Consider the following 13,990-nt stretch of genomic DNA (forward strand, 5'->3'; position numbering starts at 1 on the left):
ATACTTTCACCGGTAACCGGCTCAAACGGACAGGCTTCGCCATAACCGAAGATCTCCGTATCTGTCGAAATTTTGATGATTAATGTTTCGACGTCAATAATTTCGCCAAAAGTGACTTTAATTGGTTTTGTCAACTTAACTTTCACTTTGTGAGCGATGATATCAGTGATTTCCATGAGAAAAATAAGTTCCTTTCAAATCATCTTAATTAAGCTCTAATCATAACTAATTTTTAAAAAAGTTGCAATCAAATATGTGCTTGCTAAAGTAAGAGGTCCCTGTTCTAAACGCGGGTTGAATAATATAAGCAAGTCATATCGGCGAAAGATTATACAACATACATATATGTTGTAAATGCAAAGTGAGTTGATTAGTCGGCTATTTAACTTTCGTTTGGATTAGGAGATAATAGAGGTGGAATCGCTTACGATGCCATGCTCACTTTGTAACAATCAGGAATAAAACGATTAATCTAACATGTTTTTAAAAAAGAGAGGTCTTATTGATGAATCAGACAATCGATACAAATAAACAACGCAGCTGGGCAGCCACTTACGATGTCATCGTGATTGGATTTGGTGCTGCAGGTGCGACTGCCGCCAGATTTGCGGCGGATAACGGTGCTAAAGTGCTATTGACGGATGCGGCACCCGAAGGTCATGAAGGCGGTAATACCCGGTATGCCGGTCAAGTGGTTTTAACCGGATATGATTTTGATAAAATGAAGCACTATTTTAAGCAATTATTCGGACCGATTAAAATAGACGAAAAGATGCTTGATACTTATGTTCATGGATTGACCACAATTCCGGATTATTTCAAACGTTATTTGGAAATCAAGAATCCGGTATCTTACAATAAGGTTCATCGTGATCCGGATTTTGAAGCCTTTGCTAACGGCCTGTCACCGGAGTATCCGGAATTTGAAGGCTCGGAGACGGTTGATTTGACAACGGTTCACGATGGTTACTTTGATGCCTCGTTGTGGAAAACGGTGCGTGGCCAAGTAACCAAGCGTGAAAATCAAATTAATGTTTGGCTGGCATCACCTGCTAAGCATTTAATTCAAAACCCTGAAACAGGTGTGGTCGAAGGTGTTCAGATTCAGAGACATGATCAATTGGTTGATATCAAAGCCAATAATGGTGTCGTCATGGCAATGGGTGGTTTTGAGAATAACAACGACGATATTCAGAACTTTATCGGAGTTCCCAAACTGAAAGTGATCGGGACTTTATACAATAAGGGCGATGGCTTGAAGATGGCCCAGGAAGTTGGCGCCAAACTTTGGCACATGAACTCCTTTGAAGGGTTTGGTTTTAATACCGGTTTCACATTTGAAAATACCGCCGAAGCTAGGGGAAAGTTTATTTTGAGCCCATGGCCGGATCTGTCGAACGGAAGTATCTTTGTGGCCGCCGACGATGGCAGTCGCTACGTTCGTGAAGATGAAAACGGGCGGCACGGACACGCGTTTCAACATGGCAGCTGGAAGAATCCGACTGTCTATTCCCATCCACATCTGATCTTTGATAGGGAACAATACAGACAGATCAAATCCCGTGGAAAGTTGCCATATGATGATTTCTTTAAGATTACGGTCAAGGCTAATACAATTGAAGAGCTCGCCAGAAAAATTAAAGCAAATCCAAAGACACTGGTTCAAACTGTTGAACGATTCAATGTCTTTTCAGAAAACGGCGAAGATTTAACATTGAACCGTTCCGGTGACACGATGCGGGCTTTTGGTGACGGCCCGTACTACGCCACGCCTTTGGCAACTGCCATGCTCAACACGCAGGGCGGTGCCAAACGAAACGAGCAGGCACAGGTACTAGATGCGTTTGATCAGCCGATTCCGCATTTATACAGCGCCGGCGAGTTTGGCGGCATCAATGCCAATCAGTATAATGGCGGTGGTAATTTGGCTGAATGTTTGATCTTTGGCAAAATTGCCGGAGAAAATGCCGCAAAACCCAAGGATGACACAAAGAACGTTGAGCCAAATCAGGAACCGGATACGATGACATCAGCTTCCCAGTCAACTGACACAACGTTGGCAAGTGATTTAACGAATGATGAAGGAAATGAAACCTTTACAACCACTGATCATCAATTTATTGGTGAAAACGATGACGGTATTGGCGGAGAAGTGGTTGTTAGGGTCACACTTGACGATGATCATCAGTTGACCAACGTTGAAGTTTTGAAACAAAGTGAAAGTGAAGATGTTGGTTTGAAAGCCATGGCCGACCTGCCAAAAGAGATGGTCAAGAAGCATACGGCTGATGTTGATGGTGTTTCGGGTGCTTCAGCTTCAAGTAATGCGTTGAAAGCCGCCGTGAAAAACGCTTTAAAAAAAGCAAAGCAGGGAAATTAGATAGACGGAAAACGTTTGGATATTGATTCCAAACGTTTTTTGTTTTGAAAATCTTGATCTGCTTACTAAAAAAAATGATCTTTTTCAGAAAAAAATCTGATGTCAGAAGATGTTACGTGTATAATACGCAGTAAGGAAACCCAAATCAAATATTTAGGTATTCCAAATTAATGACTTTTCAGGGGGCTTTTGATGAAGACAGTTGATGATATTCGTAAATTGGCAAAGGATGAAGAAATTGACTATTTGAGGATGACGTTTTCAGATCTAAACGGTGTGTTAAAAAACGTTGAGATTCCGGTCAGTTTACTGGACACCGCTTTGAATAACAAGATTAAAATTGACGGATCCTCGATCACTGGATTCTTGCCAATTCAAAACTCTGATATGTATTTGCATCCGGATTTGGATACTTGGACTATCTATCCATGGATCACGACGGGGGGTAACACGGCTTCACTCATTTGTGATGTTTACAATCGTGACGGAACGCCGTTTGCCGGTGATCCACGATTTGCACTAAAACAATTGGATGCATCATTATCTGACCTCGGCTGTGGGCATTTGAACGTTGGCGCCGAGATGGAATACTTCCTATTTAAAACCGACGAGGATGGCCATTTAACGACTGAGTTAAATGATCAGGCCTCCTATTTTGATGTGTATCCGAGTGATGCCAGCGAAGCGTGTCGGCGCGATACGGTCAATACGCTGAAGAAAATGGGCTTTTCGATTGAAGCAAACCATCATGAAGTCGCACCCGGACAATGTGAAATTGACTTTCGGTTTGACGATGCGGTTCACACAGCTGATCGCATTCAGTTGCTGAAACTGACTACCAAAGCAATCGCGGTTAAACACGGGTTACGTGCAACATTTATGCCAAAGCCACTTGCCGGAATGAACGGGTCAGGCATGCATTTGAATACCTCACTGTTTGATGGTGATCGCAACTTGTTTGATGATCCAAAGGCCGATCATGGTTTATCTGCCCTTGCGACCAATTACCTCGCCGGCATTTTGACTCATGCGAGAGCCTTTACAGCTATTACCAATCCAACCATCAATAGCTATAAGCGTTTGGTTCCGGGATACGAAGCACCAACCTATGTTGCGTGGGCTATCGCAAATCGAACGGCGTTGGTACGGGTACCGGATGGCAGGGGTCCCACAACCCGATTTGAATTGCGAAGCGGTGATCCGTCCGCAAATCCTTATTTGGCAATTGCCTCCGTTTTATCAGCCGGACTGGATGGCATCAAAAATAAATTAACACCTCCAAAGAATGTGGAGGACAATATTTATAATATGTCTGCTGAGCAGCGAACGGCCCAACAAATCATTCAGCTACCCGGTTCATTACCCAAGGCATTGACGACTTTAAAAAGTGATCAGATACTTGCCCAAACGTTGGGCATTATTGTACCGAAGTATTTGGAGATTAAGCATAAGGAACTGGCTAGTTTCCAGATGAGTGTTACGGATTGGGAAAAAGAGACTTACTTTAACGTTTAAATTTTGCAATTAAAATAAAAGAGTTGCCATTTAGCCAATCACTTGAATTGACTGAATGACAGCTCTTTTAACATGGGAAAGTGGCTGATGATCAAATGGTAGATAAAAATGGATTCGATAATCAGCGGAAATGTTTTATAATCGATGATAAAGACAAACATAAGCGAAGGTGAAAGAATATGTCAGAACAGCTCATCTACATGTTTCATGGTTATACATCATTTGCACACGATCACTGGTTTCCCTGGCTTGAAAAGCAGGTAAAAAATCAGCTTGACATACCGTTTAAAAAGCTCAATTTTCCAGACTCCAATCATCCCAACGAGGCTGCTTGGGATCACTATTGCGATCAGGTAATTGACGCCAGGGATGGGATTACCTTGGTCGGACATAGTTTGGGCTGCATTCAGGTCCTTCATTATCTGGCGCAACATGATATCAAGCAGGTCAATGTCTTATTGGTTTCCGGCTTTGATGAACCGATTTGGACATTACCGGAGCTGGATGAGTTCACGCAACATCCGGTCGATTATACCGATATTCTTCCAAAGATTGCGCATGTCACGGTTATTTCCGCGATTAACGATAACAGTGTCCCATATCCTTACACCTTAACGATGGCTAGGCATCTACATTCAAAGTTTGTCTTAATGCCGTCCGGACATCATTTTACCGATGAAGGAAAAGATAAGAAGCTGCCGATTGTATTTGATGAGTTGAAAGCAATGCTGAAAAAGTAGAGAATAAGGCTTGAAAATAGAATAATCGGCATATAAAAGCCGCTTAGAATTACTTCATTAATAGTGATTCCAAGCGGCTCTTGTATTAATTCAAATCTTTGGAAATTTCTTTTGCTAATGTATGGGTATAGTAGACCGCACCGGTTAAATCAACGTGGACGCGATCACTGGCAAACCAGCCGGCATGCCCTTTACTGGCTTTGTACCAATTGACAACGTGGACATTTGCATGTTTTTTAGCCGTTTTCTTGATTAAATGATTAGTCGTATTTTGCCATTTTCTTGGAACCCGTGTGTTGATCCAAAAGATTTGCCGTTCCTTGCCAACGGTTTTGAGAACCGAATTAATGTCTGCCTGGGTTGGCGGCCCATTCGTCCCTAAATTAATCACCACGTACCTGGCAAGGTGGCCGGTTGCCTTTAACTGGCGGACAATTCCGGGAAGTGAATAAAATTGTCGGCCAACAGAACCACTAACGGCACTATGTGGGAAGACGTGTTTAATGTTCGGATTAACGTCTACCATAACCGAGTCGCCAATTGCCGTTAAATGGATTTTAGTAGCGGTTCGGGTTTGGAGCTTTGTTAGATGATAATTGCGGGAGACACTTTTCTCGCGAGCAGTTAAGTGAAGTTTGGCTGTCTTTGCCTGGACTTTAGTTGTTGAAAAGATGTGATTATGCGCCGCCTCACTATTCCGATGATTGCCGGCTCCCAAGAACCCGACCTCCAACAAGACAACTACGAGCGCGAATCCAAGTAGTGAGTATGTAGTGAAAGCCCCTCGTGATTTTTGCATTTTCTCTCCTTATGAAGATAAGCTATTTCTTTAATGTTATTATTTAAAATCTATGGTTTAGTATACAATATTTCGTTCATTTAACAAGTCACTTAGACGTGCAAAAATAAATCATTCTTTTTTACCCATGTTATAGGATGTTACATTGAGAAATGCATGCCCTTGTTTAAACTGGTCAAGGTTGGCAATAAAGGGGCTAGTGACATTTTTTTGTTGACTATTTGGTTAAGAACGCTATAATTTAGACAACCAATGTTAGAAAAAGTCACATAAAGTGATACTTGGTCTCATAAATAAAGAAAAAATAGCCTAAAAGGGGGATCTTGAAATGAAAATTCAAGTGGCAAGTGTCCAATTTCAACCGCACCTTAACCGGGTCGCCTTTAACTTAAGGGTGATGGCGAAGTGGGCTAATTGAGTTAAAAGTGAACAGATCGATATTAAGCTAATCGTCTTTCCAGAACTTAGTACAACCGGCTATGAGTGCGGGACAGGCGTTTATCAATTAGCCGAAACCGCTACCGGCCAGTCAGTTCAGTACATGCAAGATGTTGCAAAGTGGTACCGCGTTTATCTGATCTTTAAACGGGATCAAACGTTGAAACAATTTATAATGCAACCATGTTAATTAACGATCAAGGACAGATTGTGGGTACTTATCAGAAGGTTCACTTTTTTGATACTGAACAACGTTATTTCACACCGGGGAAAACATATTCGGTGTTCAAAACAAAGATCGGGACAATTGGGATGAATGATGTGTTATGATACCTTTTTCCCCGAAGTGGCCAGAATATTGGTACTTGAGCATGCTGATCTTTTGATAATTTCAACGAACTGGGAACGACCCAGGATTCAAGACTGGGAGCTTTGTGTTCGGGCCAGGGCTTTGGACAATATCATTCCAATCGTTGCTGCCAATCGAATCGGGTTTGATAAAGAATCGGATTTCTTTGGACACAGTAGGATTAGTGATCCGCTTGGAACGGTTATGTCAAGCTTGGATTCTGAACGCCCGGGTTATCTTCAAGCAACAATCGACTATGAACAGACAAGGGGGCTTCGACATGGTTATTACTCGATTTATCAAGATGCACACCCTGAAACGTATTCTGAAAAATGGCATCTACAAGGAAACATGGATTCGAAAGATCCGAAAACAGCCGTGGTAAAGGCGGAAGATGCAAACTGAATGACATTTATTTTTTACTTTAATAATGATCAGATAATAATCTAATTGCTAGCAATATATAAATACGTATTAATTTATAGATAATCGTTAAATAAACATTAATAAACAAGCGCACTATACCTCGAAAAAGTGATAAAATATCTTTGTTGTGAAATTTTTTAATTACTTGGAGGTATCATCATATGCGTTCTCAGAAATTAATTGTTCTAGGATTTCTATTAGGGGGAGCGTTTCTACTGAATCCCACTGCAAAGGCGAGCACTTATCACAGTGGGACCCCAAAGGCATTAAGGGGATGCTGGTATTTGGGGAAACAGTCCTATTTGGAATATTGGTCAAGACATACCGGTATGAACAATCTTCAATATTCATCGGTATACGGTGGCTACTTAAAACCAAATCCGTACGGTCTAACCTACGTTAAATATAAGTATTTAGGGTATCATACCTATCGACTGACCGGTTGGACGTATTCAACATCACAAGATTTCAGAGTGATTGATCCAACCAGCGAAAAGTACACGTATAATGTTAGACTATTGAATAGCAAACAGTTGTATCTATGTGATCGAAACGTCACATATACGAAATACGCGACAACGCCCGGATGGATTGTTGAATAATTTTTCACCCGATTATTGGTTAGGGATATCCCTAGTTTATTTCATATCAAAAGCCGTTATTGGGCACCGAGTCCGAGGCGGCTTTTTTGATTTCTTTATTACTTAATGTGTATATTTTTTATTGAATGATAAAAATAAAAGTGTCTGTTCTACCAGTATTGGAATCGCAACCATTATTCAATTTTTAAGAAGAGAGAGTTGTTGATTAGGATAATGTTAGTGTTATTATCGTTGATGAGAATGAGACTTCTAAAATGTGAAAACAAAAAGATAATGATTAAAATACGTGTTGACAATCTATGAAAATCCTTTGTATACTAGCACCAATCAATTTGATGAACGACGTGTTAATCACATGTTCAGTAACGACCAGCGAATTTTAAAGAAAGCATCGTTGATGAAAAGGTGTATCTTCCTGGTAGGTGAAAGTGCTTGTGAGCGAAAGTCCTTTTCGAGGGGGCTTGGGAATGACTTCCCTTAAGAATGTTAGGGTATCAGATCAAACGGTACCCATAGAGATCATGCGTGTGAACGTGTGATGAATTTAGGTGGTAACACGGTAAAACGTCCTTTTCAGCTTTAGCTGAAAGGGACGTTTTTTGTTCATCAAAATAAAATTGATCGGAGATGGTTAACGTGCATCAAAATCAAAAAACGTCAAATGTGAGTTGGCCACACTTATGGCTGACGGCTTCAAACTTATAAGATTTAGAAAATTCCGCTAACATCATTAATTTTTAACCACATATCTTGATCTTAACTCAAGAATAGGTCCATACCAACACATATGTATCATCACATAAATCCAAACTATTAATAAAACGAAAGGAGTTGCTTCAAATGACAATTATCAAATCAATTACACTGGCAAAAGTTAACAAGCATTCATTTGAAGCAACTGCGTTATTAGCCTTATTACTTTAAAAAGGGACTCGGACATATTAGTCGGGCCCTATTTGAGAAGCACTGGGGCACTACAGGTACCCCAGAATACTGGTGGTACTATTTTTTTACAACTTTTTCAGATCAAACAACAAACAAATTAAGGAGATCTTTATTATGACAAAACAAATTCAATTTTTCGATACAACATTGCGTGACGGCGAACAAACAATTGGTGTTAATTTCAGTGTTGAACAAAAGGTAGAAATTGCCAAAGAGCTTGAGAGATGGGGCGTTGACGTTATTGAAGCAGGATTTCCGGTTGCTTCTCCAGAAGATTTTGAAGCAGTTCAAGCTGTATCGCGGGCAGTTAAACGCACCCGAGTGACGGGCCTGGCAAGAGCACGCAAAGGCGATATTGACGCCTGCATCAAAGCCACAAAGGATGCCGCACACAAACAGGTCCATGTCTTTATTGCAACAAGTCCTATTCACCGTGAATCAAAGCTTCATATGACCAAAGACCAAGTGATTGCCTCGATTCGTGATTCAGTCACATACGCCCATCAATTCTTTGATATCGTTGAGTTTTCACCAGAGGACGCTACCAGAACGGAACCTGATTTCCTGGTTGATTCGATTGAAACTGCCATTCATGCCGGTGCAACCGTCATTAACATTGCGGATACCGTTGGTTATACGAATCCGGTTGAATTTGCCGAACTATTCAAAAATCTTCGCGAAAACGTTAAAGAATTTGATGACATTACCTTCTCCGTACATTGCCACGATGACTTAGGAATGGCTGTAGCCAACAGTTTGGCTTCTATTGAGAATGGTGCAACTAGAATTGAAGGCACAATCAACGGTATTGGCGAACGGGCCGGAAACGCTGCACTTGAGGAAGTTGCCGCTGCTTTGTACGTTCGAAGAGATTATTACGATGCAACCAGTAACATTAATTTGAAGGAGACCAAGCGTGTGTCGGATATGATCAGTGATTTTGCCAACATGCCGGTTCCTCATAACAAGGCGGTTGTTGGTGCCAATGCCTTTGCCCATGAATCAGGGATTCATCAAGACGGTATGTTGAAAAATCCACAAACCTATGAAATTTTGACACCAGAATCAGTTGGTGCAAACAAGACAACATTGCCACTCGGAAAGTTGTCAGGGTCACATGCAGTGATGGCTAAACTGAACAAGATCGGTTATGACGTTGACCGTGATGACATGAAGAAGATCTTCCCGATTTTCAAACGGGTTGCCGATGATGAATCAATTGTAACAGAAGATGATCTTAAGGAAATTATGGACAAAGTTAAGGAGGCTGTTCACTAATGAGCCATTCAATTGCAAAAATTACGGTTTTACCAGGAGATTACATCGGCCCAGAAATTATGAGTGCGGGGCTGTCAGTTTTAAAAGCGGTAAGTGAAGGTGAATTTGATTATCAAATTGACGAGCAGCCCTTTGGCGGGGCCGGCATTGATCAGAAAGGCGATCCGCTTCCACAACAGACCCTTGAGTCGGCTAAAGCCAGTGATGCGGTACTCTTGGCTGCAATCGGTGGTCCTAAATGGGATAACGCACCCAAGCGGCCGGAGAGGGGATTACTCGCAATTCGTCAGGATTTGAACTTGTTTGCCAACATTCGCCCGACTGCAATCAGTCAGGCCATGCAAAAGTATTCACCCATTAAGCAGGTTGCGCCAGTAGATTTCGTGATTGTTCGTGAGTTAACCAGTGGGATTTACTTTGGAAAGCCCAGAGAAATTGATGATCACCATGCTATTGATACGATGTGCTATACCGATGAAGAAATTCGGCGGGTTGCCAAAGTTGCCTTTGAAATGGCCGAAAAGAGAAGACAGCATGTCACACTGGTGGATAAAGCCAATGTGCTGGCAACAAGCAATCTTTGGCGACGGATTGTTGAAGATGTGTCCGCGGATTATCCGACTATTACTTACGATACCAAGTATGTAGATGCGACAGCCATGAAGATTATCAGTGCACCTGAACAATTTGATGTTATTTTAACCGAAAACATGTTTGGCGATATTTTAAGCGATGAATCTGCAGAAATTACCGGGTCGCTGGGAACGATTCCGTCGATGAGCCGAGGTACAACCGGTCCTGCACTTTACGAGCCAATTCATGGTTCCGCACCGGATATTGCAGGTCAGGGCATTGCCAATCCGTTGTCCATGATTAATTCGGTTGCCTTAATGATGAGACATTCATTTAATCGACCGGATTTGGCGGATGACATTGCCGACAGTGTCGACGCCGTGATCGAAAGTGGCATTGTCACTCCTGACCTGGGTGGCGGTTCAACAACCGACCAAGTGACAAGTGCCATTATTAATAAAATTCGTGAAAGAAGGAACGCATATGTCGAAAACGATGTTCGATAAAATTTGGGATAAACACGTTATTACCGGAAAAACCGGAGAGCCACAATTAATTTATGTCGATTTACACTTACTTCATGAAGTGACTTCACCTCAAGCTTTTGAGGGATTACGTGAAAATCACCGAAGAGTTCGCCGGACCGATAAAACCTTTGCGACAATGGATCACAACGTGCCAACTGTCGATATTTTTAACATTAAGGATGAAATTGCCAAAAAGCAGATTGATACCCTTCAGAAAAATGCGGATGAATTTGGTATTCGTCTTGCTGGAATGGGTGATAAGGATCAAGGGATTATCCACGTCATCGGACCCCAATTAGGATTGACACAACCCGGAATGGTGATCGTTTGTGGCGATTCGCATACAGCCACTCATGGCGCTTTTGGATCGATCGCTTTTGGCATCGGGACCAGTGAAGTCGAACACGTTTTAGCAACTCAAACCATTTGGCAGACCAAACCCAAGACGATGGGCATTCATGTTCATGGAAAGCTGCCCAGGGGTGTTTATGCCAAGGACATTATTATGGGCATTATTGCCCGGCAAGGGGTTGCGTTTGGGACAGGATACGCTGCCGAGTTTTACGGCGACACCATTTCCAACATGGGTATGGAAGAACGAATGACCTTATGCAATATGGCAATCGAGGGTGGCGCAAAAATGGGGAGTGTTCATCCGGATCAAACAACCTTCGATTATGTAAAAGGTCGTCAATATGCGCCTAAGAATATTGATAAAGCCATTGACTACTGGAAACAGTTCACGACTGATAGTGAGGATGCTTATGATCGGGTGATTGATTTTGACGTCAGTGATCTGGCACCTTATGTCACCTGGGGGACCAATCCCGGCATGGCAGTACCCGTTGATCGACAATTTCCCGAGATTAAGGATGACGATGATCAAAAGGCTTACGATTATGTTGGCTTAAAGCCGGGTGAAAAGGCGACCGATATTCCGATTAAATGGGCATTCTTTGGGTCCTGCACCAATGGTCGTTTATCAGACCTTAAAATTGCAGCAGCCATATTGAAAGGCCATCATATTGCAAAGGGATTAACAGCGTGGGTGGTTCCGGGTTCCCGGGCAATCAGGGAACGCGCCGAGGAGATTGGCATTGACAAGATTTTTAAAGATGCTGGTTGTGAATGGCGTGAACCTGGATGCTCGGCTTGTTTGGGGATGAACCCAGATCATGTTCCGGCTGGTATTCACTGTGCGTCAACGTCAAACAGAAACTTTGAGGGCCGCCAGGGAGCTGGTTCAAGAACCCACTTGGCTAGTCCAGCAATGGTAGCAGCCGCGGCCATTCATGGTCACTTCATCGATCTTCGAAAGGAGCAGGTCTAAATGGAAAAAATTAATGTGATTAAGAGTACGTCAATTCCGATTATGAGGGACAATATCGATACGGATCAATTAATTCCCAAACAGTTTTTAAAGAATATTTTAAAGACCGGCTATGGCAAAAATCTATTCTACGATTGGCGTTATCAAAGCCCGAATAAACCAAATCCGGATTTTATTTTAAATAAACCCGAACGTCAAGGCGCCGAGATCTTGATTGCCGGTGACAATTTCGGCTGTGGTTCTTCCCGTGAACATGCGGTATGGGCACTAAAGGATTGGGGCTTTCGGGTTGTCATTGCAGGTGGTTACAGTGATATCTTTTATATGAACAGTACCAAGAATGGTTTCTTGGCGATTAAACTGCCTAAAGACCAACGGGAAATTTTAGCCCAGGCAGCACCGGACGAAACCATCACCGTTGATTTGCCAAACCAGACAGTCAGTTATCGGGACAATCAATTTCCCTTTGAAATCGATCCGCTTTGGAAACATAAATTCGTTAACGGATTGGATGATATTGCTATTACGATGAACTATGAAAAACAAATTGAAGAATACGAAGCAGACATTCCTGACTTTGGTTAGGAATATGGATGTTTTTAATTTGAGAAAACCAACGTGATTAGGGGGACAGATGCCTATGGAAAGACAAATTAGTTTGCAGGGCCGAATTGACCGAACCAAAGAATCACCTTTATTTTATGAGATATTTGCCTTGGTAGCCGGTGGTATGTTTTTGGATGCCGTTGATGTTTACTTGGCAAGCGCGGTGGCAACAACTGTTTTAAAAGATAATTGGTCCACATTACAATTGAATTCCTATTTCTTATCAAGTGGCTTTCTCGGATTATTTTTAGGATCAATCATTGCCGGTTTCATTGGTGATTTAAAGGGTCGACGGGTCGCCTATCAAATTAATCTGCTGATGTTTGGCGGTTTTACTTTTCTTGGGGCATTTGCACCTAATATGGGATTTTTGATTTTCTGTCGTTTGATGTCGAGTATCGGCTTAGGATCCGAAATCGTGACCGGGTATTCCATGATTAATGAATTTGCGCCAATACATAGTCGCGGTAAATAGTGTGCGACAACTTCGCTAGTTGCCAATTGTGGTGCGCCCGTCACAATGATTCTGTGCAGTGCGATTATTCCGCGATATGGCTGGCGGGTGATGTTTATGGTTGTCGGGATTGTGGCAGCAATTCTCTGGTACCTGCGTCGAAACATTCCTGAGTCTCCGCGCTGGTTAATGGCCCATGGCCGGGATGATGAAGCCAGGGCAATTATCGAAAAGATTGAAGTTAACGGTGTGAATGACGATGTTGACGAGATACCAAAGAAGCATGAAGTTGTTCATCATTCACTATGGATTAGTTTGTTTGTTGCTACCGTTGCCGCTTCGGCAACTATTATTTGTCAGTATACGTTTACGTCCTGGGTACCGACGCTGCTGAGCAATCGGGGCATTAATATTTCCGGTTCACTTTGGATGTCGGCTTTTATGATGGTTGGTGCACCGGTTGGATGTGCCGTGGGTGCTTATCTGGTTGATCGAATCGGTCGTAAAAAGACCATTGCGCCGGCATTCTTTATGACTGCCATCTTTGGATTTATGTACGGCCAACAGTCGACTGTCGGCGGGGTGCTTGCCATTGGTTTTATGCTTGAAGTTTGTTTCTATATTTTGATGGCATCGGTTATTGCAGTTTATGTTGCCGAACTTTTCCCGACCAAATTCAGATTCAGAGGGTCCGGGATTGCCAACGGGGCCGCCAAACTTTTCACGGTTGCCATGCCGATCGTGGTTGCTTGGATGCTTAAAGTTACCAGTGCCGATATGATTTTCTGGGCAATCGGTGGGATTGCATTATTTGCCGGAATTGTCGTTTGGGTATTTGGTGATGAAACAAACCAAAAGGACATTGGCTAAGTAGCTGTATTAAAAATTGATTTGTTATTGAAAATAAACGAGTTTTAGAGTAGTTACTGTTATCTCCAACCTTCAAAACAATCAAAAAGGCCCTAAAGATGAGGTGTACCGCCAAAGTTAAAGAAAAACTTTAGCGGTATTTTTTGTTTAAAGTATGT

At 42.3% G+C, this 13,990-nt stretch carries 12 protein-coding genes and 2 pseudogenes; 12 read left to right on the forward strand and 2 right to left on the reverse strand.

The window, feature by feature from the left end; genetic code table 11:
* Positions 1 to 176, reverse strand: a pseudogene (locus tag HMPREF0519_RS14690) (mandelate racemase/muconate lactonizing enzyme family protein); the annotation flags it as partial.
* A 329-nt stretch (positions 177 to 505) separates the two neighbouring features.
* On the opposite strand from HMPREF0519_RS14690, the gene HMPREF0519_RS09815 reads away from it, so the two are divergent.
* The 3 genes from HMPREF0519_RS09815 (at position 506) to HMPREF0519_RS09825 (ending at position 4,635) form a co-directional block, all read left to right on the forward strand.
* A complete protein-coding gene (locus HMPREF0519_RS09815; protein WP_003635854.1) occupies positions 506 to 2,380 on the forward strand; it encodes an FAD-binding protein in 1,875 nt (624 codons plus the stop codon).
* A 192-nt stretch (positions 2,381 to 2,572) separates the two neighbouring features.
* On the forward strand, positions 2,573 to 3,895 hold the full coding sequence (gene glnA / locus HMPREF0519_RS09820; RefSeq protein WP_003635856.1) for a type I glutamate--ammonia ligase: 1,323 nt from the start codon (positions 2,573 to 2,575) through the stop codon (positions 3,893 to 3,895).
* Between the two features lie 179 nt (positions 3,896 to 4,074).
* Positions 4,075 to 4,635 carry an RBBP9/YdeN family alpha/beta hydrolase gene (locus tag HMPREF0519_RS09825; protein WP_003635858.1) on the forward strand — a complete coding sequence of 187 codons (561 nt, stop codon included), beginning with the start codon at positions 4,075 to 4,077 and terminating at the stop codon, positions 4,633 to 4,635.
* A gap of 85 nt (positions 4,636 to 4,720) precedes the next feature.
* Here the strand turns inward: HMPREF0519_RS09825 and HMPREF0519_RS09830 are convergent, their stop codons facing one another.
* A complete protein-coding gene (locus tag HMPREF0519_RS09830) occupies positions 4,721 to 5,434 on the reverse strand; it encodes an SGNH/GDSL hydrolase family protein (RefSeq protein ID WP_003635860.1) in 714 nt (237 codons plus the stop codon).
* Positions 5,435 to 5,882: 448 nt separating this feature from the next.
* On the opposite strand from HMPREF0519_RS09830, the gene HMPREF0519_RS14730 reads away from it, so the two are divergent.
* The 9 genes and pseudogenes from HMPREF0519_RS14730 to HMPREF0519_RS09865 all read left to right on the forward strand — a co-directional run bounded on the left by HMPREF0519_RS14730 (position 5,883) and on the right by HMPREF0519_RS09865 (position 13,832).
* Positions 5,883 to 6,062, forward strand: a complete 180-nt coding sequence (locus HMPREF0519_RS14730) for a nitrilase-related carbon-nitrogen hydrolase (protein WP_369077485.1) — start codon at positions 5,883 to 5,885, stop codon at positions 6,060 to 6,062.
* Positions 6,056 to 6,202, forward strand: coding sequence for a nitrilase-related carbon-nitrogen hydrolase (locus HMPREF0519_RS14735; RefSeq protein WP_003635863.1), 147 nt, complete (start codon positions 6,056 to 6,058; stop codon positions 6,200 to 6,202). The genes HMPREF0519_RS14730 and HMPREF0519_RS14735 overlap by 7 nt, the downstream gene beginning before the upstream one ends.
* On the forward strand, positions 6,192 to 6,626 hold the full coding sequence (locus HMPREF0519_RS14615) for a carbon-nitrogen hydrolase family protein (RefSeq protein ID WP_267878692.1): 435 nt from the start codon (positions 6,192 to 6,194) through the stop codon (positions 6,624 to 6,626). Before HMPREF0519_RS14735 ends, HMPREF0519_RS14615 begins: the two co-directional genes overlap by 11 nt.
* A gap of 182 nt (positions 6,627 to 6,808) precedes the next feature.
* On the forward strand, positions 6,809 to 7,249 hold the full coding sequence (locus HMPREF0519_RS09840) for a hypothetical protein (protein ID WP_003635867.1): 441 nt from the start codon (positions 6,809 to 6,811) through the stop codon (positions 7,247 to 7,249).
* A 1,059-nt stretch (positions 7,250 to 8,308) separates the two neighbouring features.
* A complete protein-coding gene (locus HMPREF0519_RS09845) occupies positions 8,309 to 9,472 on the forward strand; it encodes a 2-isopropylmalate synthase (protein ID WP_003558130.1) in 1,164 nt (387 codons plus the stop codon).
* Entirely contained in the window at positions 9,472 to 10,551 is a 1,080-nt protein-coding gene (leuB, locus tag HMPREF0519_RS09850; protein WP_003635869.1) for a 3-isopropylmalate dehydrogenase, read from the forward strand. The genes HMPREF0519_RS09845 and leuB overlap by 1 nt, the downstream gene beginning before the upstream one ends.
* The gene (gene leuC, locus HMPREF0519_RS09855) at positions 10,529 to 11,902 is read left to right on the forward strand and encodes a 3-isopropylmalate dehydratase large subunit (RefSeq protein ID WP_040472790.1); all 1,374 of its coding nucleotides are present in this window, start codon (positions 10,529 to 10,531) and stop codon (positions 11,900 to 11,902) included. Before leuB ends, leuC begins: the two co-directional genes overlap by 23 nt.
* On the forward strand, positions 11,903 to 12,487 hold the full coding sequence (gene leuD, locus HMPREF0519_RS09860) for a 3-isopropylmalate dehydratase small subunit (RefSeq protein ID WP_003558135.1): 585 nt from the start codon (positions 11,903 to 11,905) through the stop codon (positions 12,485 to 12,487). It abuts the gene before it with no gap.
* Positions 12,488 to 12,536: 49 nt separating this feature from the next.
* A pseudogene (locus HMPREF0519_RS09865) lies at positions 12,537 to 13,832 on the forward strand (MFS transporter).
* Positions 13,833 to 13,990 lie beyond the last annotated feature (158 nt).

Origin of the sequence: Lentilactobacillus hilgardii DSM 20176 = ATCC 8290 (assembly GCF_000159315.1) — a bacterium.
Lineage (GTDB): Bacteria > Bacillota > Bacilli > Lactobacillales > Lactobacillaceae > Lentilactobacillus > Lentilactobacillus hilgardii.